The organism is Allorhizobium undicola ORS 992 = ATCC 700741 (genome assembly GCF_000621665.1).
Classification (GTDB): Bacteria; Pseudomonadota; Alphaproteobacteria; order Rhizobiales; family Rhizobiaceae; genus Allorhizobium; species Allorhizobium undicola.
On sequence record NZ_JHXQ01000001.1, the window covers coordinates 271,846 to 293,169 of the forward strand.

Below are 21,324 nucleotides of genomic sequence, written 5' to 3' on the forward strand. Positions count from 1 at the left end.
GCCGGAACGGCGCTTTTTCGTTTCAATGGTCTGAGGTTCATGGCCTCCAGGTTACGCCATTCCGATTAATTCAATCAAGGATTGCTATGATTTCATAAAAGCTTCATCTGCGTTTCAAGATCGGTTAAGGCTGATGCCCGACAAGGGATACGTGTCTTTTTGCCTGCTGGCTCCTGATAGGTTGCTCATGCGTATCCGCTTTGATCTTTCCATTTCCCAGCGCGTCGGGCTGCTGGCGGCTATTTCCATTGCGGGCCTGTTGCTGGTTGGCGGGCTGTCCTTGCTGCAAAGACAGGCCGATACGAGGGCGCAGCACGCAGCCGAAGACATCTCCCGTCGGGAAGGGCGCATGATGGAAGTGTCGGCAGCCTTGCGCGACAGCCTGTTGTGGCAGCGCAGTTTTGCCCTCGGCAGCGATCAGACGGCGGTGGAGCGTTTTGGTGCCGCGCTGGACAGGGCGCGCGCAGCCCTCGGCGGACTGGGCAGTGGTGACACGGCGCTGGCGGCGGATGTGGCGGGGCTCGATCGGGCGATTTCGGCCTTTGCCGAGCGCTTTCAGAAATTTCTGGCGTTGCGCCAGCAGCTTGGCATGACGGCAGAGAGTGGCCTGCGCGGCGCCATGCAGGAGGCGACATTGTCTGCGGAAGCGGAAATGCGCAAAGTGGAGAGCCCGGAACTGCAATTGAGCATGGCGCGGCTGCGCGGCTTCGAGAAGGATTTTCTTCTTCAGCGCGATCAGGCGACGCTGGAGCGCCATGCGGCGGAATTTCAGACCTTCACCCGTGCGTTGAAAGCGGCTATTCCGCCCGGTGCCCTGCGCATGAAGGTTTCGCAGGCGCTGGATGTTTATGCCAATGCCTTCCGCATCTATGGCGAAACCGGCCTTCTGGCCGAGGCGGCGGGGGCGGAACTCGACCCCGCCTACAAACAGCTCGAGCAGACGGCGGACCGGCTTTCGAAAAGCTTCAGCGACGAAAAGGCGCGTTTGCTGGCCGATAACGAGGCCGCGGCCACTGCCGCCATGCAGGGCATGATGGCAGCCTCGGCGGCGGGAGCCTTGATTTTGCTCATGGGCGTGTGGTTGACGGGGCGCTCGATCAGCCGCCCGGTTCGTTCGATCACAGGCGCGATGCGCGCGCTTGCCGATGGCGATACGGCCATTGCCATTCCCGGCCTTGGCCGTGGCCATGAACTTGGCGCCATGGCCGGGACGCTGGAGTTTTTCCGGCAGGCAGCCCTTGCCAAACAGAAGCTGGAGGCGGACGCGGCCAAGGCCCGCGCCCATGCTGAGGCTGAGCGCGCCGCTTTACAGATCCGGGCACAAGAGGAGGCCCGGCAAAGGCAGGTTGAAGCATCGCAAACCCTGATGAGCGGTCTCGAACGTCTGGCGGAAGGCGACCTTTCCTTCCGTCTGGATGAGCCCGTGGCGGAAGAGTTCGAGGCGCTGCGCCATCACCTTAACAGCACGGTGGCCGATCTGGCCCGGTTGATGACGGAAATCGGGGGCGCTGCCGATTCCATAGAAACCGGCAGCAGCGAAATCATGCAGAGCGTGCAGGAATTGTCGCGCCGCACGGAAGGGCAGGCGGCGTCGCTTGAGGAAACGGCGGCTGCCGTGCAAGGCATCTCCACCACTGTTGCCCAGACGTCGAACCTCAGCGGCAAGGCGCGGCACGATACCGCCAGCGCCCGCGCCGCCGTGGATAAAACCGGCAGCCTGACGCGGGAGGCGGTTTCAGCCATGCAGCGCATCGAACACTCCTCGGCGCGCATTTCCAGCATTATCGACGTCATCAACGACATTTCCTTCCAGACCAACCTTCTGGCGCTCAATGCGGGCGTGGAGGCAGCGCGGGCCGGGGAGGCCGGAAAGGGCTTTGCCGTCGTGGCGCAGGAAGTGCGCCAGCTTTCCCAGCGCTCTGCACAGGCGGCACGCGAAATTGCCGAACTGATCGATATTTCCGGGCAGGATGTGGCCGAAGGCGTGCGCTTCGTCGGAAAAGTGGGGGAGGCCTTGCAGGACATTGCCGCAAGGGTGGTGGCCATCGATACCGACATGTCTTCGCTGGCAAACGCCACCATGGATCAATCAGGCCGCCTCAACGAAATCACCGCCGCCGTGGGCGATATGGACCGGATGACACAGCAAAATGCCGCCATGGTGGAGGAAAACACCGCCGCCACCGCACTCCTGGCAGAGCAGGCAGCCCGGCTGCGCCAGCTTCTTTCCCGGTTTCACACAGAGCATCGGACCGAAAAGTGGGAACCGGTTTTCGCAGATTATCCGATGCGCCAGCAAAGAGGCTAGATCGGACCGAAAAATGAAAGCCGCTCATAACATTCAGGCGCGATAGGGTCGCGCCTGCGTTTGTTTTGTGCAGCAATGGCAGAGGCGTTTGAAATCCTGCCCGGCCATGCTGGAGACGGCTTATTCCGTCTCGTTGGCGGAGGCGGTCAGGCCGAGAACCTTGGGCAGGGTTTCCGGGGCGCCCATGGCAGCACCTGCAATCATCGGGAAGGGAACGGGGTTTTCCGGTTCGGCCGAAACGGCAAAGCTCTTCGGGTTGTCCAGATAGGCGTTGATCGCCTCCATCAGCGGCTTCTGGAAATCACCCAGCTTGGCCTGAGCCAGCATCATGGGGGCCATGGCCTTTATCATTTGCGCCATGTCCTTGCCGGAAACGCCCTGCTGGCTGCCGCTATAGTCCAAGGCGCGCCGGGTAATGCCGTCATCGTCGAAACGAATATCGGCGCTGACCAGCGAAAGCTGCTGGATGAGGCCGAGCATGGCAAGACCGGCGGCCTGCTGGGCCTGCTGCTGCGACTGGGCATCGCTGGCGGCGCGGCTGGCGATCTTGCTGGTTTCCTGAATCTGGCGAATGAGTTCCGGCGTGTAGCCGGACAGGCTGACGGCCATGCCGAGCTTGCCGATGCGGTCGAAATCGACGGTGTAATCGGTTATATCGATATTGCCGGATTTCAGCTCCCAGCTACCGGCCATGGAGATTTCGCCGGTCAGGGTCTTGAGGTCGAGCTTTTCGACTGTTTCCAAAGCCTTTGGATCGTTGAGCCCGGCCAGGTCGATGCGGATCCCCTTGATCGCCGCATCGAAGCTCAATGCGGCGCCGTCATCCTCGATGGCGGTATTGCCTTCGCCTTCATTGATGGAAAGCAGCTGTTTGCCTTCGTTGGTGATGGTGATCGGCCCGGCATGAGCCTTTTCGTAGATCAGTACGGATGACAGGTCGTTGCCGTTTGTCTTCGCCGGCACGCTCACGCCTGCAAGGTAAAGGTTATCGGCGCGAATGGTGGTTTTTTCATCGGCGAAATTGATCGGCTGGAAATCCACCTTTTCGATTTCATAGGAGCCGTCATCATTGGCGCTGACGCCGCTCATGCGGATGTCGCCGAGCGAAACGGGCTTTGAATCGGGGGCGTCGGCTGTCATGGTGGCGCCGCGCAGGGTTACGTTGTCGCCGCTTACATCCACCGCACCTGCCGCAAGCGTCATGTTGCCGCCGCCATAGGAGGCGTTGATCTTCTTGAGGAGATCCTGTCCGTCCAGCGCCCAGGCGAAGGATGGCGCCGCCAGAATGGCAGCCGTCGCCATCAGGTGGCGTGCGAAGTGGAATGTCATGATCTGTCCCCTTAAAATGCCGGAGCGGGTGTGTGGTCCGAACGCACACCCCGTATCATCCAGAAAGCCCGTGTCTTAATCGCCCTCGTTGGGCAGAGTGGTTTTTATAGGGCGGCGTCCGGATCCGCCAAAGCGTTTTTATGGAAATGGCTGAGATTTTTCGCGGCCGGATAAAAAATACAGCTTTGGGTTAATCCACAGGGCAGAAGGCCGGAATCCTTGCCGATCCGAGGCTTCTCGGCTAGAAAAAACCATGGGTAAAAATCTCTTACCGCCCGAAGACGGCGGCGATAACATCATTCCGGTCGATCTGAAATCGGCGCTGGAAGAGCGCTATCTTGCCTACGCGCTTTCCACGATCATGCATCGCGCCTTGCCGGATGTGCGTGACGGGTTGAAACCGGTGCACCGGCGAATCATTCACGCCATGAGCGAAATGGGCATCCGGCCCAATTCCGCCTTCAAGAAATGCGCCCGTATCGTCGGCGATGTCATCGGTAAGTTCCACCCGCATGGCGACCAGTCGGTCTATGATGCGCTGGTGCGTCTGGCGCAGGATTTTTCGCAGCGCTATCCGGTGGTGGATGGCCAGGGCAATTTCGGCAATATCGATGGCGATGCCGCCGCCGCCTATCGTTATACCGAGGCGCGCATGACGGAAGTGGCGGCGCTGCTTCTGGAAGGTATCGATCAGGATGCCGTGGATTATCGCCCCACCTATAACGAGGAAGATGACGAGCCCGTCGTGCTGCCGGGCGCCTTTCCCAACCTGCTGGCCAATGGCGCCTCCGGCATTGCCGTGGGCATGGCGACCTCCATTCCGCCGCATAACGCCCATGAAATCTGCGATGCGGCGCTTTACCTGATCAAGAATCCCGGCGCGCCGGTGGAAGAGTTGCTGGCCGATCCGGCCCATCCCGAGCGCGGCGGCATAGAAGGGCCGGACCTGCCCACCGGCGGCATCATCGTCGAAAGCCGCGCCAGCATGATTGAAACCTACCGCACGGGCCGCGGGGGTTTTCGCGTGCGGGCCAGATGGGAGCAGGAGGATCTCGGCCGGGGCGGTTATCAGATCGTCATCACCGAAATTCCCTTCCAGGTGCAGAAGTCGCGGTTGATCGAAAAGATCGCCGAACTGCTGATCGCCCGCAAGCTGCCGCTTCTGGAAGACGTTCGCGACGAGTCGGCGGAAGACGTGCGCATCGTGCTGGTGCCGAAAAGCCGAACGGTGGATGCTACCCTGCTGATGGAATCGCTGTTCAAGCTGACCGAGCTGGAAAGCCGCATTCCGCTGAACATGAACGTGCTGAGCCAGGGCAAGGTGCCGAAGGTCATGGCTCTCAACGAGGTGCTGACCGAGTGGCTCGACCATCGCAGGGAAGTGCTGGTTCGCCGTTCGCAATTCCGGCTGGCCGCCATCGACCGGCGGCTGGAAATTCTGGGCGGTCTTCTGGTCGCCTATCTCAACCTCGATGAAGTCATTCGCATCATCCGCGAGGAAGACGAGCCGAAACAGGTGCTTATTGCCACCTTCTCGCTGACGGACAATCAGGCGGAAGCGATCTTGAACATGCGGCTGCGCAATCTGCGCAAGCTGGAAGAATTCGAGATCCGCAAGGAGCATGAGACGCTGTCCGCCGAGAAGGCGGAGATCGAATCGCTGCTCGCCTCGGAAGAAAAGCTCTGGCAGACCGTGGCCTGGGAAATCGGCGAGGTGAAGAAGAAATACGCCAAGGCTACCGAGCTTGGCCGTCGCCGCACCAGCTTTGCCAATGCGCCGGAAGCCGATCTGGAAGCCATCCAGCAGGCGATGATCGAGAAAGAGCCGATCACCGTGGTCGTCTCTGAAAAGGGCTGGATCCGGGCGCTGAAGGGCCATATCTCCGATACCTCCGGCCTGACCTTCAAGGAAGGCGACGGGCTGAAGGTGGCTTTCCCGGCCCAGACTACCGACAAGATCCTGCTGGTGACGACCGGGGGCAAGGTTTATACGCTGGGTGGCGACAAGTTGCCCGGCGGGCGCGGTCATGGCGAGCCGATCCGCATCATGGTGGATATGGAAAACGATCAGGACGTGCTGACGGCCTTCGTGCACGATCCTGCCCGCAAGCTCATTCTGGCCTCGACGGCGGGCAATGGTTTCATCGTGCCGGAAAACGAAATCATCGCCAATACCCGCAAGGGCAAGCAGGTGATGAATGTCGGAATGCCGGATGAGGCAAAGCTTGTGATTCCCGTGACGGGCGATCATGTGGCCGTGGTGGGTGAAAACCGCAAGCTGGTGGTATTCCCGCTGGCGCAGATCCCGGAAATGACCCGCGGCAAGGGCGTGCGCCTGCAACGCTACAAGGATGGCGGCGTCAGTGACATCAAGTGCTTTTCCATTGCCGATGGCCTGACCTGGGAAGACAGCGCAGGCCGGATCTTCACCAGAAACAAGGACGAATTGCTGGAATGGCTTGGCGACCGCGCCGCCTCCGGCCGTCCTGTTCCGAAGGGTTTTCCGCGTAGCGGCAAATTCGCCGGGTGAGGGGCGGGGTGTCTTCCCCGCTTTCCAGACTCCGGTGATTACGCCTCGGGAGGCGTGATGCCTGCTTTCGGCCCGCATTTCCGGACGGAAAACCGGTTCCCACTTTTCCTGAAAATGCTCTAAAGCCTGCTGTGGCGGTCCACGAAAAGATCCGGTGGCATGGGCCTGCCGGTAAAATAGCCCTGGACGTCATCGATGCGAAACTCGCGCATCAGGGCCAGTTGCTCTTCGGTTTCGATACCCTCGACCAGAATGCGGTTTCCGCGATGGCGGATCAGGCTGATAATGTCCCGCAGCATGGTTTTGCCCTGCTCGCTGTCGCAATCCACCAGAAACGACCTGTCGATCTTGACGGTATGAAACTGGATGAGCCGTAGCCAGGACAAGCCGGCGAAGCCTGTGCCAAAATCGTCCAGCCAGATGCGAATCCCCAGTTTCTCCAATTGCTTGAGGCAGCGCAGAATGTCCGACTGGCCTTCCATGTCGATGCCTTCGGTGATCTCGAAGGCAAGACGGTGCCCCTCGATACCCGTTTCGGTCAGAATGTTGCGCACGCCCTCGGCAAAACCGCGCGCCTTCAATTGCAGCGGCGAAACGTTGACGCTGACGACTGGCGCCTTGCCGGAAACGAGCATGTCCTCGCAGGCCTTGCGAATACTCCACAGGCCAAGAGCAATGATGGAGCCTGTCCGCTCGGCCACGGGAATGAACAGGGCAGGGCTGACGGGCGAGCCATCCAGCATTTTCAGGCGCATCAGCGCTTCGGCGGCGGCCACCGTGCCGTTTTCCAGATTGTAGATTGGCTGATAGACCAGAGAAACGAGGTCGCGATTGACGGCGACCTTCAGCAGGGCGGCGATGTTTTCGCTTTCGTCCCCGGTGGAAGGATCTGTCGGATCGAAGAGGTGTACGCAGTTTCGGCCGTTTGCCTTGGCGCTGTAGAGCGAGCGATCGGCCTCGGTAATCATGCGTTCCAGCTTTGGCGGCATATGTTCGCGCGTATAGGTCGCGCCGACACTCACGGTAATGATCGCCAGCCCGTCGCGCCGCTGGTCGTGGACAAGGGCCAGTTTTTCCACCGTGGCGCGGATGAGTTCGCAGATTTGCAGCACCTGCGCTTCGCCGCCGACCCTGACAAGCACGATGAATTCCTCGCCGCCATATCGGCCGAGCGAGGCGTTGAAGGGAAGCAGGGCCTCGTTGAGCGCATTGGTCACGAGAATCAGGCAGCGGTCGCCAGCCTGATGGCCATAGCAGTCATTGTATTTCTTGAAAAAATCGACATCGACCAGAATGGCGGAAAAGGCGGTGCCGTCGGTTTGCCAGGCGTTCCAGTATTCCCGCAGCCGTTGATCGATGGCGCGGCGATTGTCGATACCGGTGAGGTAATCGGTATGGGACAGGCGGAAAAGCGCGCGTCCGCGCTCGGTTGCTTCCCGATGCTGGTGTTCGGCCTCCAGCGCATTGAGAAAAACCTGATAGCGCTCCTTGTTCAGCCTCAGATTGACGTAGGTCGTGAAGGTGAAACAGGCTACGTAAAAGGTGCCGAAGGCCACCGCGTAGAAATATTCTCCGACAAAAACCGTGAGCAAGGCCATGAAAAACAGGCCGAGCACCACGCAGGAGGTGAGAATGGACAGCCAGACCTCGAAGCTGAAAAACAGGTTTGCGCCCATCATGAAAATCGCGCCGAACACCATGTAATAGCGCATGTTTTCGACTTCGCTGGTGCCAAGGGCAGGGTATAGCCAGAAGGCATAGCCGCAAATCAGAGCCAGCGCGCAGGTCAGGTCCAGGTGATCGGCGCTTGCCTTGCGTGCAACCTGAAACTCGATCATCGACAGAGCGCCAATTCCCACGCAAAAGCGCGCAATCGTGGTGGCAACGGCCACGTCGCCAAGCAGAATGAAATCGGTGACGGCAAACATCAGATAGACGAGGACCGATACCCACAGGCCGCTGCGCGTGGCGCTGGCGCGCGCTCTCTCGTTGCGGGTGCGGTAGAGGCGCCATACTTCTGCGGGTGTTGGCAGCTCGCTCCCCTGCGCGGTCGCGGCCTCTATTTTCAGGGGCTGGGCCTGCTTCATGCCGTGATCCATATGTCTTCACCGACCACCGGAGTTTCGCGTCATACTTACTCATTCGACGTTACAAGAGGTGGACCTTGTTTGTCCATTTGCCGTCATAGGGCGATACACCCGAAAATGCCACTGTAGCAAAACGGCTCATTTTGGGTCGAAAGGAATAAAGGGTCTCATTTTAAAACGGCTTCGTTAATAAAAGTAAAGAAATCTCGGCTGCGTTAACCTTATCGACGTAAAGTTTCCAAAACCAGTCGCATTTCGAAAACAGGCTTTTATAGTAACCAAATTATTAACACCCCCATTAATTTACTGTAAAATACGAAAGGTCTAATATGAGTAGCGTCGAATTTTCCATGGACGGGCAGAGCCTCATCACCCCGGAATCCATGGCGGCCGAAGTTGCTTCTCCGGCCAATTCGCAGCTCAACGAAACCGAACTGGCGCTGGCCAGAACGGAGTTGGCTCTGGTTCTCAATATTGCGAATCAGCAATTCGAACAGAAGACCGATCCGGCGATGATCATCGCCCGTACGGCGTCCGCGCTCCACACCATCCGCATCAAGTCCTCGCCGTTGGTATGGCAGGCCTTGATTGCAATTGCCCAGGCGCATCCTGTTTCCCAATATTTCCGGCAGGATCCCTTTACCCGCTGGTCCTACGACAAGCCGCGCGGCTATTCCGGCGATGCGCAATTGCTGGATTTCATTTACGGTCACGAAAGCGTTGCCGATGAAATCGCCCGTTCCACGCCGCTTGGTCTTGCGCTTTACGATTACACCAAGGATGCCTCTTCCTCGGTTGCCGTGCGTGAGCGCCGTGACATCCTGACCCAATATGTCGATGAAATTGCCGGTTCTCGCGGGCCGCAGGCCGAAATCCTGACCATTGCCGCCGGTCATCTGCGGGAAGCCAACCGCTCCAAGGCTCTGGCGGAGGGTCGCCTCAAGCGCTGGGTTGCGCTCGATCAGGATCCGATCAGCATCGGCTCCATCGCGCGGGATTTCGCCGGCACCTGCATCGAGCCGGTTGAGGGTTCCGTGCGTGACGTGTTCACCGACAGGCACAACCTTGGAAAGTTCGATTTCGTTTACGCCTCCGGCCTCTACGATTACCTGAACGACAAGGTGTCCATCAAGCTGACGCGCAAGTGCATGGACATGCTCAAGCCCAATGGCGTGTTCCTGTTCGCCAACTTCGCAGAAGACATCATCGTTGACGGCTACATGGAAACCTTCATGAACTGGGCGCTGCTGCTGCGGACGGAAGAAGATATGTGGCGCATCATCCGTGGCAGCACGGAAGAGGGGCAGGTGGAAGCGCAGGTAAGGTTCGGCGCAAACCGCAATATCGTCTACGGTCTCATCCGCAAGCTTTCCTGAGCGGGTCCGGTCCTTTCTGCGCGTGGCACGCAGAGGCCGCGGCTTTTCAGAGAATACCGAATGCGTTGAAACAGTTTGCAGTTTTGCGGCGGCTCCCGCTTTCCTCCCGGCGAGAGGGGCTGCCGTCATCCACCACCGCTGGCACTCAAGCATGTCGCGCAACACCGTGCCACGGTTTTGCGATAACGACATGCGAAAAAAACAATGACTTACTGCATAACTCCTTAAATCGGAATCGATTTAAGGTGAAAATTATGCAGCAGATTTAAAGTGTTACAGCGTCCTTTGTGCGTTTGATAAAGCGCACGGCGCTGTAAAGCGTCGGGAGCGAATCTGGAAGATCGCGACACGCTTTCGTCGCTCAATCGCTTTCAAACATGCAAAACCCGGCACATGGCCGGGTTTTTCGCGTCTGGCAGTTTCGCATCCTGAGCCTTCTGCTCATCCTTCCACGTCTTCGGTGGCGTCATGCCGGGTCCAGCCCGGACCCAGCAGATGCTCCTGCGGCTGGAACCTGATCTTATAGCCCATTTTGCGCGAGCCGCGCACCCAATAGCCGAGATAGACATGCGGCAGCCCCATCTCATTGGCGCGGCGAATATGGTCCAGCACCATGAAAGTGCCAAGCGAGCGGCGTTCCAGTTCCGGATCGAAAAAGGAATAGACCATGGAAAGGCCGTCGCTCATCACGTCCGTCAGTGCAACGGCCATCAGGCGCCCTGGTCCGTCCTCGCCCTCCCTGGGTCTGCTGCGATATTCGATCACCTTGGTGCGGACGTGAGTGTCTTCCACCATGATCGCGAAGTCCAGCGCCGACATGTCCGACATGCCGCCATTTTGATGGCGGTGATCGAGATAGCGGCGGAAAAGCGAAAACTGCTCTGTTGAAGGTTGTGCCGGATAGGCCGTGCTGACCAGATCGGCATTCATCGCCTCCACCTTGCGCATGGTCCGGTTAGGCTTGAATTCACCGGCGATAATGCGAACCGAAAGGCAGGCCCGGCAGCTTTCGCAAGCGGGCCGGTATGCGATGTTCTGTGATCGGCGAAAACCGCCCTGGGTCAGGAGATCGTTCATTTCCGTGGCGCGGGGGCCAACAAGATGCGTAAAGACCTTGCGCTCCATTTCGCCGGGCAAATAGGGGCATGGCGCCGGTGCCGTGAGGTAAAACTGCGGTGAGGTCGTTGCCTGTGTATTCATGCCACGAAACTGTCCTTCAATCCGGCCGGCGTGACGCATCCCTTGGATCAGATGGCCGAACCGGCAGATGGTGAAGCGACGATTCGCTGCCTGCTATCATCCTCAAGTCTGCATAAGCATGGCGTAACTTTCGCAAAGGTCAACCGGCAAACGAAAGCCTGCCGGGTAATCGCGCCAAAACAGGGCAGCCGACCTGCAATTCAGAAACTGCGCACCGCGGCTGTGCCCAGCAGCAGATCGTGGACAAGGCGCGAGCGCTCGATAAACAGGCCCGCCAGCAGGATGAGCGGCGTCAAAATCGAGTTCAGGAACCAGAACAGCGCAAGATGCGCAATGGCGGTGACGAAATCGATGCGCCCGCCATCAAGGCGAATGAGCCTTATGCCCACGGCGCGCATTCCCGGCGTTGCCTGCGCGGGGCCTGCCATGGAGGTGCCGAAATAAAGTCCCGCCACGATGAAGAACAGGATGGGATAAAGCAGCCAGCCCAGCCCCAGCGTGATGATGCCGAGGAAAAATACGGCAATGATGGCCACCAGCATCAGCAGTCCCACCAGCACGTAATCGATGATGAAAGCCATGGCGCGCCGTGAAAGCACGCCGCTGAAGGCGCGCCAATCCGTGGGGGCGGCGGTCTGGACCGATGGTTCGAAGCTCATGATCGTCTCCTTGACAATGACAGGAGATATGGGAGTGGCGCGGCTGAATTGCAAATTTCCGCGCCATCAAACCTTCATGCCCTGGCCAGCAGCCTTGCGGCTTCCACCGCAAAATAGCTCAATATGCCATCGCAGCCGGCCCGCTTGAAGCACAGGAGCGATTCCATCATCACCCGCTGCTCGTCGATCCAGCCTTGCATTCCGGCAGCCTTGATCTGGGTATATTCGCCGGAAACCTGATAGGCGAAGACCGGCAGGCTGAAAGCCTCCTTGAGGCGCCAGCAAATATCGAGATAGGGCAGGCCGGGTTTTACCATCAGCATGTCGGCGCCTTCCTCCACGTCGAGGGCTGCGTCGCGCACGGCTTCGGTGCCGTTGGCGGGGCTGACATAATAGCTGTTCTTGTCGCCCTTCAGCAGGCCAGCGGTGGAAATCGCCTCGCGATAGGGACCGTAATAGCCGGAAGAGAATTTCGTGGCATAGGACATGATGCCGACCGATTGATGGCCTGCCGCATCCAGCCCCCGGCGGATCGCGCCAATGCGTCCATCCATCATCTCGGACGGGGCGATGATGTCTGAACCGGCATCCGCCTGGAGAATGGCGGCCCGCACCACCTGATCGACGGTTTCGTCATTGACGATCTCACCCTCACGCAAGATCCCGTCATGGCCGTGATCGGTGAAGGGGTCCAGCGCCACATCGGTGATGATGCCGATATTCGCCACAGCCTTCTTGATGGCCATGGTTGCCTGATTGAGCAGGTTATTGGCCTCCAGGATCTGCGAGCCGGTCTGGTCGCGCAGGTCAAGGGCGATGTTGGGAAAAGTGGCGATGGCGGGAATGCCGAGATCGGCGGCTTCCTTCACCGCTTCCACCGCCTTGTCCACGCTCATGCGGTTCACGCCGGGCATGGCCGGAATGGGATCGACAATGCCGCTGCCGGGAACCAGGAAGATCGGCCAGATCAGGTCGTCCACCGTCAGCCGGCTTTCCTGCACCAGCCTGCGCGTCCAGTCCGCCTTGCGGTTGCGGCGCATACGCCGGTGGCCGGTGATGTGATCGACGAGATGTGTCTTGTCCATGATAGTCTCCGCTCCCGAATGCTGGCGTTTTCGGGCTTTTGGAAAGGGCTTTCGCGTATGACGGTGTGTGAAACCGAAGGAGGAAGCCTGACGATGAGGCAGGCCTGCGGCTCCAATAGCATGGACGGCCGTCCTTGCCCACCACGCCCGGCCTTTTGTGAAATGCTGCTGCATACAGCGCCGCGCGTTTTATCAAACGCACAAAGGACGCTGTCACTTTAAATCTGCTGCATAATTTGGAATTATGCAGTAGAGCATGATCCGACCGGAGTGAAACGAGGATCGACAAGATTATCCTTCGAAAAGCGCTCTAATGTCTGGTTGGGTTTTGGAATAGGCGCCCTCCCGTGCCGCAAGTCATTTTCAGCCTCTGGCGCGGCCCCGCTCTTCGCATTATCCTTGCTCCATGCAAGACGAAAGCGTTCACACTCCAAAACCGAGCCTCACGGACCTTCTGTTCGTGCTCTTCCTCCGTATCGTGGCATTTTGCGGCCTTTGGGTCGGGCTGAAATATTGGGCCATGCTGGTCGGCTTTCCGGGGCAGGGGGCAATGCGCTTCGATCTCATGCCCATACCCTGGCGGGTGGCTGCCACGTCGCTTGCGGTGGTTTTTCCGGTGGCGGCCATCGGGCTGTGGATGACGGTATCCTGGGGCGTGGTCATCTGGATCATCGGGGCCGGAGCGCAAATTGCCATGCATGGCGTGTGGCCACGCATTTTCGGGCCGGACATGCCCGTCATCCTCTTCCATCTGGCGGTGGCGGGCGCCTATCTGGCCTTCCGTATCATGCTCTATATAGAGTGGCGACGGAAGGAAGAGGTAAGGCTTGATTTACCCTGAGACAAACAGGCCATTTGGTAAGCCTCTGTTAAGGCTGCGTTTTAAATAGAATTTTATCGGTATTCGATAGTCTCACTCACAAGGCGGGGAAAAACAACAAACCGCCACCCAAACAGTGAGGCAATCAATCATGACCAATACCAGGATCAAGCCGCAAGTGCCTGCCCTTGACGCCGAGGAGCAGACCGTCCGTTCTCTCTACCTCGATTCCCTGCATCTGGTGGAGCGTCTGCATCGCCGCTTGCTCGATGTCATCAAGGATGAATTCGACCGTCAGGGCCGCAACGACGTCAACGCCGTGCAGGCGCTGCTGCTGTTCAATATCGGCAATTCGGAGCTGACGGCTGGCGAGTTGCGCTCGCGCGGTTATTACCTCGGTTCGAATGTTTCCTATAACGTCAAGAAGCTCGTCGATCTCGGCTTTATCAACCATGCCCGCTCGCGTGTGGATCGCCGGTCGGTGCGAATCAGCCTGACGCCTGCCGGTCAGGAAATCGCCGAAACCGTCGCCCGGCTTTACGAACGCCATGTCGGCTCCATTCAGAAAGTCGGCGGCATCGGACCGGACGAGTTCAACCAGATGAACAAGCTGCTTCAGCGTCTGGACCGGTTCTGGAACGACAGCATCATGTACCGCCTGTAACCGGCGGCGCCTTGCGCCAGACGGCATATCGCCTTTTGCACGCAAAGGGCGCCTGACCGGCTTGTCCTTACCCCAGGATGAAACGGGATCGCAAAACGGCTTGCGGTCTGGATTTCTGCTTTCCCGGTGCGAAAAACCCGCGCTTCATCAAGCCATGCGCTGAAATCAACACAGTGTTGTGACCGAATGGCAACTGACAAGCTTTGGCCATATTGCTATGGGAGCGCCAAGGATTAGAAATGACTGGAAATCCATGGCCGAAGGCTTATGTGCCCCTGTCATGGAAACGACCTGCGCGCGTTTGCGGGCAAACGGTCTGTCGGGTGAGCTGAGGGAAGAAGAAACGATGGCGGAAAAAAACAATCAGGTTGCGGTTTCGCGCAGGGCCTTGTTGCGGGGTGCTGCCGGCCTTGGCATGGCATCGATCGCCGGTCAGGCTTTTGCGCAATCTGCCGTCGATGATCTGATCAATGCGCGCTCGCGCGGCAACTGGGACGACCAGTTCGATGCGCAGACCTCGCGCGCTTCCGCCCAGGTGCTTTCCACCACGCCCATTCTCAGCCCCAATAATCTGCCCTATGTGCAACAGGCGGTTGCCTCCTACCAGCAGATCGTGGCAGCCGGTGGCTGGCCGATGGTCCAGCCGGGGGCCGCACCGCTTCGTCTTGGCGTCGTCGATCCCGCCGTACAGGTTTTGCGCCAGCGCCTGATGATTTCGGGCGATCTTGCGCGCGAAGCGGGCATGTCGAATTCCTTCGACACCTATGTCGATGGCGCGGTCAAGCGCTTTCAGGCCCGCCATGGCCTGCCCACCGATGGCCAGCTTGGCGAATATACGCTGAAGGCCATCAATGTACCGGCCGATGTGCGCCTCAACCAGCTCAACACCAATGTCGTGCGCCTGCAATCCATGTCGGGCGATCTCGGTCAGCGCTATGTCATGGTCAATGTTCCGGCCATGTATATCGAGGCCGTCGAAAACGACCGCGTGGCGCTGCGCACCAATGCGGTGGTTGGCCGTATCGACCGTCCCACGCATGTCATCAATTCCAAGATCTACGAAGTGATCCTCAACCCCTACTGGACGGCGCCGCGCTCGATTGTCGAAAAGGACATCGTGCCGCTGATGCGCAAGGATCCGACCTATCTGAAGCGCAACAATATCCGCCTGTTCGATGGCCGTGGTCAGGAAGTGGCGCCGGAAACCGTGGACTGGAACGCCCCCAAGGCGCCCAATCTGATGTTCCGTCAGGATCCGGGCAAGATCAACGCCATGGCATCCACCAAGATCAACTTCCACAACCCCAACAACGAATATCTGCACGATACGCCGCAGCAGGGCCTGTTCAACAAGCTGATGCGCTTCGAATCCTCCGGCTGTATGCGCGTGCAGAATGTGCGCGACCTGACGACCTGGTTGCTGAAGGATACCGCTGGCTGGCCGCGCCAGGAAATCGAGCGCGTCATTTCCACCCGCCAGAACAACGTGATCAAGCTGGCGCAGGAAGTGCCGGTCTATATCGTTTACATCACCGCATGGTCCACGCGCGATGGCGTGGTGCAGTTCCGCGATGACATCTACAAGCGCGACGGCGATCAGCAACTGGCGCTGCAATCCAATATCGGCGTGGAGCCGGTGCAGGGCAGCATCGAGGATGACAACCTGCCGCGCTGACCCCTTGTCCATATGACCGTGACATTGGCCCGCCTGTGCGGGCCTTTTCATTTTCAAGACCGCCCCGGTGATCCACCGGGCCTTGCCTGCGTAGTTTGCATTGCAAATGTCGCGGCCCGTATTGCCCTTGACGGCGCGGGGCGCTACAGGATGCAGCGAAAACAGATGGCCCGCTGGGGGCTGTCTTTTGGTCCTGCATCGCGTCGGTCATGGAAACCGCTTCACAGGTTTCTGGATGCGCTGTAAGACACCACGGCATCAACGCCTTCAGGAGATTGCGATCATGTCCAACACCGAAGCTTTCTTTTCCCGCCCGCTGGCTGAGGCCGATCCCGAAATCTTTGGCGCGATCGAAAAGGAACTCGGTCGTCAACGCCATGAGATCGAGCTGATCGCCTCCGAAAACATCGTATCCCGCGCCGTTCTGGAAGCGCAGGGCTCGATCATGACCAACAAATATGCCGAAGGCTATCCGGGCAAGCGCTATTATGGCGGCTGTCAGTTTGTGGACATTGCCGAGGAACTGGCCATCGAACGCGCCAAAAAGCTGTTCGGGGTGAACTTTGCCAACGTCCAGCCGAATTCCGGCTCGCAGATGAACCAGGCCGTGTTTCTCGCGCTGCTCCAGCCGGGCGACACCTTCATGGGTCTCGACCTGAATTCCGGGGGGCACCTGACCCACGGTTCGCCGGTCAACATGTCCGGCAAGTGGTTCAACGTCGTTTCCTACGGCGTGCGTGAGGAAGACCACCAGCTCGACATGGACGATATTGCCCGCAAGGCAGAGCAGTTCAAGCCCAAGCTCATCATTGCCGGCGGCACCGCCTATTCCCGCATCTGGGACTGGAAGCGTTTCCGCGAAATCGCCGATTCCGTCGGCGCCTATCTCATGGTGGACATGGCCCACATTGCCGGTCTGGTTGCCGGTGGCCAGCATCCCTCGCCATTCCCGCACTGCCATGTGGCAACCACCACCACGCACAAGTCGCTGCGCGGCCCGCGTGGCGGCATGATCCTCACCAATGACGAGGATCTGGCCAAGAAGTTCAACTCCGCCGTCTTCCCCGGCTTGCAGGGTGGCCCGCTGATGCATGTCATCGCCGCCAAGGCCGTGGCCTTTGGCGAAGCGCTGAAGCCGGAATTCAAGGATTATGCCGCGCAGATCGTCAAAAACGCCAAGACGCTGGCTGAAACGCTGAAGGCCGGTGGCCTCGACATCGTTTCCGGCGGCACGGACAACCACCTGATGCTGGTGGATCTGCGCAAGAAGAACGCCACCGGCAAGCGCGCCGAAGCAGCCCTTGGCCGCGCCTATATCACCTGCAACAAAAACGGCATTCCCTTCGATCCGGAAAAGCCCTTCGTCACCTCCGGCATCCGCCTCGGCACGCCAGCCGGTACGACGCGCGGTTTCAAGGAAGCTGAGTTTACCGAAATCGGCAATCTGATCGTCGAAGTTCTCGATGGCCTGAAGGTTGCCAATTCCGACGAGGGCAATGCCGCCGTGGAAGAGGCCGTGCGTGGCAAGGTGGTGACGTTGACCGACCGCTTCACCATGTATCCTTATATGTGATTGGCTGACGGTTCCCGATGCGCTGCCCCTTTTGTGGTTCGGACGATACGCAGGTGAAGGATTCGCGCCCGGCGGAGGATAATACCTCCATCCGCCGGCGGCGGATTTGCCCGGATTGCGGCGGGCGTTTCACGACCTTCGAACGGGTGCAGCTTCGGGAACTGACGGTCCTTAAAAAGACCGGGCGGAAAGTGCCCTTCAATCGCGACAAGCTGGTGCGGTCATTCGAGATCGCGCTGCGCAAACGTCCCGTGGATCGCGACCGGATCGAGCGGGCCGTCTCCGGCATCGTGCGGCGGCTGGAAAGCTCCGGCGAAACGGAAATCTCTTCCGAACAGATCGGCCTTCAGGTGCTGGAAGCGCTGAAGAGCCTGGATGACGTGGCCTTCGTGCGCTACGCTTCCGTTTACCGCGACTTTTCCCATGCCGAGGATTTCGAACAGGTCATCAGCGAGATCACGGCGAAAATTTCCCGCGATAGCGACATGGAATAGACGATGCCGGACAAGGCCGACGATCGTTCTTTCATGGCCGCGGCCATTCGCGTCGCCCGCCGTCATCTTGGCCAGACCTCCACAAATCCATCCGTTGGCTGCGTCATCGTTCAGCAGGGCAGAATTGTTGCAGAGGCCGTGACGGCAATAGGCGGGCGTCCCCATGCCGAGCGGCAGGCGCTGGCGCTGGCGGGAGAAAAGGCGCGCGGCGCCACCGCCTATGTCACGCTGGAACCCTGTTCCCATCACGGCAAGACGCCGCCCTGCGCCGATGCGCTGATTGCGGCAGGCATTGCCCGCGTGGTGGTGGCGGTGGACGATCCCGATCCCCGCGTCAGTGGCCGTGGCTATGCCATGCTGCGGCAGGCCGGTATTGCGGTTGAAACGGGCCTGCTTGCCGGGCAGGCCAGACGCGACCTTGCGCCCTACCTCATGCGCCACATTCAAGGGCGCGCCCATGTTACCGTGAAACTTGCGGTTTCAGCCGATGGCATGATTGGAAAAATCGGGGCAGGGCAGGTTGCCATTACCGGTCCCATTTCCCGCAGTCAGGTGCAGATGCTGCGGGCCGAAACAGATGCGATCCTTGTCGGCATCGGCACGGCGCGGGTGGACGATCCGGCCCTTACCGTTCGCCTCAAGGGCGCGGAGCAGCGTTCGCCCCTGCGCATCGTGCTGGATCGCCGCTTCGAACTGCCGCTGACTTCACATCTTGCAAGAACGGCCGGGCAGGTTGCAACGCTCTGCGTTTCCTGCTGTCATGACACGTCGGAGAATGACGGCACAATGCGCCTGCGCCGGGAAGCCCTTTCGGCGCTGGGGGTCGAAACGCTGATCCTGCCGGATCTGTCTGCCCTTCTGGCGCATCTGGCCGGGCGCGGTCTGTCCTCGCTGCTGGTTGAGGGCGGGGCCGCGGTCGTCCGGTCATTTCTGGAGGCGGGATTGGTGGATCGCATCCAGCTTTATGAGGGGCAGACTGTGATCGGTGCGCAAGGGGTTGCGTCTGCCCTCACACGGGCCAATATACCTCAAACTTTCAAGCTTTTGCGACAGGCCCGCTTCGGCGCTGACCTGTTCTTCGAATATGAACGGGATTTCTGATGTTTACAGGCATAATCACCGATGTCGGCACGGTTGAGGCCGTTACCCCCTTGAAGGAAGGCGTGCGTTTGCGCATTGCCACGCATTACGATCCCGCCAGCATCGATCTTGGTGCCTCCATTGCCCATGCCGGTGTTTGCCTGACTGTGACTGCCAAGGGGCAGGAGGGCTCCAACAGCCGCTGGTACGAGGTGGAGGCGTGGGAAGAAGCGTTGCGCCTGACGACCATCGGCGGATGGGCGGCGGGACGTCGCGTCAATCTGGAGCGTTCGCTGAAAATCGGTGACGAATTGGGTGGTCACATCGTCTCGGGCCATGTGGATGGCATGGCGACGATCCTTTCGGTCAAGCCGGAGGGTGACGCTACCCGCTTCACGCTGCGGGTGCCGGAGCATCTGGCGCGTTTCGTGGCGCCCAAGGGCTCTGTGGCGCTGGATGGCACGTCTTTGACCGTCAACGCCGTCAATGGCTGTGATTTCGACATTCTGCTGATCCGCCATACGCTGGACGTGACCACCTGGGGCGAGCGGCAGGCTGGCGATGCTGTGAATTTCGAGGTGGATACCATGGCGCGCTATGCAGCGCGGCTTGCGGAATTTCCGCGCGTGGTTGCCGGGTGAAGGGAAATAGCTTCCGGCGCGCTTGCAAGGGCTCTCCCCGTGAAAGTCTTCGCGGGGAGCGATCCGTCAGATGTGGTAGAAGGTTATTGCCCCGTCTTCGCTGGCGCTGGCGGCAACGATGTTGGTGACATCCACATTCTGCGCCTCTATCTGCATCATCAGCCGCGGATTGGCGATGATGGAGGCTTGCAGATGGCGCGCTTCCGGCGCGTGCGGATCAAGCGTGGAAAAGCCCGCTGCCGCCGCACCTTCCGGGCCGCGCACCGGCACCATGTTGAAGCGCTTCAGGCTGAGGCTGCTGACCGGGGTGCCATTGTTTTCATCGATCTGGGCGTCGCTTGCAGCAAGGGCCTCGCCGCCAAAGGCTACGGCGGCAAGGGTGGAGGCGCTCAGGATATGTCCGAAACGGTTCATCGCATTTCTCCTGTTCAACGATGACGGCGGCATTTCGCCGCTGCCTGTTGAATGTGGCGCCAAACCTCAGTCTTTTCCAGTGGTCGAGGGTGGTGCTTGCGGTTACAAATTGTTCACGTTCATCATCATCAAAACGCCCATTTTCGCGCGCGCGAATATAAGCGGCGCCAATGCGTTTTCTGGTGATAAAAAACGATATATAACATATAGTTAAGTGGGGACGGCAGGGTTTTTCCTGGGTGGAAATGGCGTATCCGCAGTCTCTTGAAACGGCAAGCGGGAACGCAAACATGGCTTCACGATTTTGTGTCACGCTTGCGCTGCGCCCGTCGCATCCGGGGCTTTTGCGGGAAAAACACTTGCCATTCGCCGCAGGGCGTGGTTTGACCGCCCATCCAAATCATCGAAATCATCCTCATTCCGTTCCGGGGTAATCGCCTATGGCTGAACTGTCTTCCGCGCCACATCTTCTCATCGTCGAGGCGCGCTTCTATGACGACATGGCGGATGCTCTTCTGGAAGGTGCAACGGCTGCGCTGGATGAAGCGGGCGCAAGCTATGACGTCATCACCGTGCCGGGTGCGCTGGAAATTCCTGCCGCCATTGCCATGGCGCTGGACGGGGCGGATAATGGCGGCATTCTTTATGACGGCTTCGTGGCGCTTGGCATGGTCATTCGCGGTGAAACCTATCATTTCGATATTGTGGCGAATGAATCCTCGCGTGCCTTGATGGACTTGTCCGTGTCGGAATCGCTGCCGATCGGCAACGGTATCCTGACCGTCGAGAACGACGAGCAGGCCTGGGCGCGCGTCAAGCGTACGGACAAGGACAAGGGTGGTTTTGCGGCACGCGCCGCGCTGACGATGATTGCCCTCAAGCAGAAATTCGGTGGCTGACAGCATGACCTCTGAAACGAATACCCCGCAGATCAAGACCGCCAACCAGCGCGGCGCCGCCCGCCTTGCCGCCGTGCAGGCCCTTTACCAGATGGATATTGGCGGAAGCGGCGTGCTGGAGGTCGTGGCTGAATACGAGGCCCATCGCCTTGGCCAGGAAATGGATGGCGACACCTATCTCAAGGCGGATGCCTCGTGGTTCCGCTCTATCGTATCGGGCGTGGTGCGCGATCAGACCAGGATCGATCCGTTGATTCGCTCGGCGCTTCAGGATGACTGGTCGCTCTCGCGCATCGACAGCACGGTGCGCGCCATTCTGCGGGCCGGAACCTTTGAGATTCTGGAGCGCAAGGATGTTCCGGTGGCGGTTATCGTCACGGAATATGTCGAGATTGCCCAGGCATTCTTTTCGGAAGACGAACCGAAGCTGGTGAATGCCGTTCTCGACCGGATTGCCAAGCAGGTTCGCGCCGCGCCGAAGTCCTGACCG

18 protein-coding genes are annotated in these 21,324 nt (G+C 59.4%); 12 read left to right on the forward strand and 6 right to left on the reverse strand.

What is annotated here, in order from left to right; all coding sequences use genetic code 11:
* Window positions 1–187: 187 nt before the first annotated feature.
* The gene (locus T424_RS19905) at window positions 188–2,308 is read left to right on the forward strand and encodes a methyl-accepting chemotaxis protein (protein ID WP_051558712.1); all 2,121 of its coding nucleotides are present in this window, start codon (window positions 188–190) and stop codon (window positions 2,306–2,308) included.
* 120 nt (window positions 2,309–2,428) lie between these two features.
* Here the strand turns inward: T424_RS19905 and T424_RS0101315 are convergent, their stop codons facing one another.
* The gene (locus T424_RS0101315) at window positions 2,429–3,637 is read right to left on the reverse strand and encodes a hypothetical protein (protein ID WP_027486122.1); all 1,209 of its coding nucleotides are present in this window, start codon (window positions 3,635–3,637) and stop codon (window positions 2,429–2,431) included.
* A gap of 253 nt (window positions 3,638–3,890) precedes the next feature.
* Between T424_RS0101315 and parC the strand changes: the two genes are divergently transcribed.
* Window positions 3,891–6,167: a DNA topoisomerase IV subunit A gene (gene parC, locus T424_RS0101320; RefSeq protein WP_027486123.1), complete on the forward strand. Its 2,277-nt coding sequence runs from the start codon at window positions 3,891–3,893 to the stop codon at window positions 6,165–6,167.
* A gap of 119 nt (window positions 6,168–6,286) precedes the next feature.
* Here parC and T424_RS19910 read toward each other — a convergent pair whose 3' ends face one another.
* Window positions 6,287–8,254, reverse strand: coding sequence for a putative bifunctional diguanylate cyclase/phosphodiesterase (locus T424_RS19910; protein WP_154664763.1), 1,968 nt, complete (start codon window positions 8,252–8,254; stop codon window positions 6,287–6,289).
* Window positions 8,255–8,583: 329 nt separating this feature from the next.
* Here T424_RS19910 and T424_RS0101330 point away from each other — a divergent pair, with 329 nt between their 5' ends.
* Window positions 8,584–9,630: a class I SAM-dependent methyltransferase gene (locus T424_RS0101330; RefSeq protein WP_027486124.1), complete on the forward strand. Its 1,047-nt coding sequence runs from the start codon at window positions 8,584–8,586 to the stop codon at window positions 9,628–9,630.
* Window positions 9,631–10,071: 441 nt separating this feature from the next.
* Here T424_RS0101330 and T424_RS0101335 read toward each other — a convergent pair whose 3' ends face one another.
* From T424_RS0101335 to hemB, 3 genes are all read right to left on the reverse strand, one after another.
* Complete coding sequence (locus T424_RS0101335) at window positions 10,072–10,830, reverse strand: arginyltransferase (RefSeq protein WP_027486125.1); 759 nt, start codon at window positions 10,828–10,830, stop codon at window positions 10,072–10,074.
* Between the two features lie 200 nt (window positions 10,831–11,030).
* The gene (locus T424_RS0101340) at window positions 11,031–11,489 is read right to left on the reverse strand and encodes an RDD family protein (protein WP_027486126.1); all 459 of its coding nucleotides are present in this window, start codon (window positions 11,487–11,489) and stop codon (window positions 11,031–11,033) included.
* Window positions 11,490–11,563: 74 nt separating this feature from the next.
* On the reverse strand, window positions 11,564–12,577 hold the full coding sequence (hemB, locus tag T424_RS0101345; protein ID WP_027486127.1) for a porphobilinogen synthase: 1,014 nt from the start codon (window positions 12,575–12,577) through the stop codon (window positions 11,564–11,566).
* Window positions 12,578–12,980: 403 nt separating this feature from the next.
* Here hemB and T424_RS0101350 point away from each other — a divergent pair, with 403 nt between their 5' ends.
* From T424_RS0101350 to T424_RS0101380, 7 genes are all read left to right on the forward strand, one after another.
* On the forward strand, window positions 12,981–13,415 hold the full coding sequence (locus T424_RS0101350; RefSeq protein WP_027486128.1) for a DUF6163 family protein: 435 nt from the start codon (window positions 12,981–12,983) through the stop codon (window positions 13,413–13,415).
* A gap of 130 nt (window positions 13,416–13,545) precedes the next feature.
* Window positions 13,546–14,058, forward strand: coding sequence for a transcriptional regulator LdtR (ldtR, locus tag T424_RS0101355; RefSeq protein ID WP_027486129.1), 513 nt, complete (start codon window positions 13,546–13,548; stop codon window positions 14,056–14,058).
* A gap of 346 nt (window positions 14,059–14,404) precedes the next feature.
* Window positions 14,405–15,733, forward strand: a complete 1,329-nt coding sequence (locus T424_RS0101360; protein ID WP_027486130.1) for a L,D-transpeptidase family protein — start codon at window positions 14,405–14,407, stop codon at window positions 15,731–15,733.
* Window positions 15,734–16,016: 283 nt separating this feature from the next.
* Window positions 16,017–17,306 carry a serine hydroxymethyltransferase gene (gene glyA, locus T424_RS0101365; protein ID WP_027486131.1) on the forward strand — a complete coding sequence of 430 codons (1,290 nt, stop codon included), beginning with the start codon at window positions 16,017–16,019 and terminating at the stop codon, window positions 17,304–17,306.
* Between the two features lie 17 nt (window positions 17,307–17,323).
* Window positions 17,324–17,800: a transcriptional regulator NrdR gene (nrdR, locus tag T424_RS0101370; protein WP_027486132.1), complete on the forward strand. Its 477-nt coding sequence runs from the start codon at window positions 17,324–17,326 to the stop codon at window positions 17,798–17,800.
* A gap of 3 nt (window positions 17,801–17,803) precedes the next feature.
* Complete coding sequence (ribD, locus tag T424_RS0101375; RefSeq protein WP_027486133.1) at window positions 17,804–18,901, forward strand: bifunctional diaminohydroxyphosphoribosylaminopyrimidine deaminase/5-amino-6-(5-phosphoribosylamino)uracil reductase RibD; 1,098 nt, start codon at window positions 17,804–17,806, stop codon at window positions 18,899–18,901.
* Window positions 18,901–19,521: a riboflavin synthase gene (locus T424_RS0101380; protein ID WP_027486134.1), complete on the forward strand. Its 621-nt coding sequence runs from the start codon at window positions 18,901–18,903 to the stop codon at window positions 19,519–19,521. Before ribD ends, T424_RS0101380 begins: the two co-directional genes overlap by 1 nt.
* Before the next feature lie 66 nt (window positions 19,522–19,587).
* On the opposite strand, the gene T424_RS0101385 is transcribed toward T424_RS0101380, so the two are convergent.
* Entirely contained in the window at window positions 19,588–19,935 is a 348-nt protein-coding gene (locus tag T424_RS0101385) for a hypothetical protein (RefSeq protein WP_027486135.1), read from the reverse strand.
* Window positions 19,936–20,375: 440 nt separating this feature from the next.
* On the opposite strand from T424_RS0101385, the gene ribH reads away from it, so the two are divergent.
* Window positions 20,376–20,834 carry a 6,7-dimethyl-8-ribityllumazine synthase gene (gene ribH, locus T424_RS0101395; protein ID WP_027486136.1) on the forward strand — a complete coding sequence of 153 codons (459 nt, stop codon included), beginning with the start codon at window positions 20,376–20,378 and terminating at the stop codon, window positions 20,832–20,834.
* 4 nt (window positions 20,835–20,838) lie between these two features.
* The gene (nusB, locus tag T424_RS0101400) at window positions 20,839–21,321 is read left to right on the forward strand and encodes a transcription antitermination factor NusB (protein WP_027486137.1); all 483 of its coding nucleotides are present in this window, start codon (window positions 20,839–20,841) and stop codon (window positions 21,319–21,321) included.
* The last annotated feature ends 3 nt before the right edge of the window (window positions 21,322–21,324 follow it).

Coding starts and splice junctions, on each gene's coding strand:
- T424_RS19905 (WP_051558712.1), top strand. CDS start 188: ATGCGTATCCGCTTTGATCTTTCCATTTCCCAGCGCGTCGGGCTGCTG.
- T424_RS0101315 (WP_027486122.1), bottom strand. CDS start 3,637: ATGACATTCCACTTCGCACGCCACCTGATGGCGACGGCTGCCATTCTG.
- parC (WP_027486123.1), top strand. CDS start 3,891: ATGGGTAAAAATCTCTTACCGCCCGAAGACGGCGGCGATAACATCATT.
- T424_RS19910 (WP_154664763.1), bottom strand. CDS start 8,254: ATGAAGCAGGCCCAGCCCCTGAAAATAGAGGCCGCGACCGCGCAGGGG.
- T424_RS0101330 (WP_027486124.1), top strand. CDS start 8,584: ATGAGTAGCGTCGAATTTTCCATGGACGGGCAGAGCCTCATCACCCCG.
- T424_RS0101335 (WP_027486125.1), bottom strand. CDS start 10,830: ATGAATACACAGGCAACGACCTCACCGCAGTTTTACCTCACGGCACCG.
- T424_RS0101340 (WP_027486126.1), bottom strand. CDS start 11,489: ATGAGCTTCGAACCATCGGTCCAGACCGCCGCCCCCACGGATTGGCGC.
- T424_RS0101350 (WP_027486128.1), top strand. CDS start 12,981: ATGCAAGACGAAAGCGTTCACACTCCAAAACCGAGCCTCACGGACCTT.
- ldtR (WP_027486129.1), top strand. CDS start 13,546: ATGACCAATACCAGGATCAAGCCGCAAGTGCCTGCCCTTGACGCCGAG.
- T424_RS0101360 (WP_027486130.1), top strand. CDS start 14,405: ATGGCGGAAAAAAACAATCAGGTTGCGGTTTCGCGCAGGGCCTTGTTG.
- glyA (WP_027486131.1), top strand. CDS start 16,017: ATGTCCAACACCGAAGCTTTCTTTTCCCGCCCGCTGGCTGAGGCCGAT.
- nrdR (WP_027486132.1), top strand. CDS start 17,324: ATGCGCTGCCCCTTTTGTGGTTCGGACGATACGCAGGTGAAGGATTCG.
- ribD (WP_027486133.1), top strand. CDS start 17,804: ATGCCGGACAAGGCCGACGATCGTTCTTTCATGGCCGCGGCCATTCGC.
- T424_RS0101380 (WP_027486134.1), top strand. CDS start 18,901: ATGTTTACAGGCATAATCACCGATGTCGGCACGGTTGAGGCCGTTACC.
- T424_RS0101385 (WP_027486135.1), bottom strand. CDS start 19,935: ATGAACCGTTTCGGACATATCCTGAGCGCCTCCACCCTTGCCGCCGTA.
- ribH (WP_027486136.1), top strand. CDS start 20,376: ATGGCTGAACTGTCTTCCGCGCCACATCTTCTCATCGTCGAGGCGCGC.
- nusB (WP_027486137.1), top strand. CDS start 20,839: ATGACCTCTGAAACGAATACCCCGCAGATCAAGACCGCCAACCAGCGC.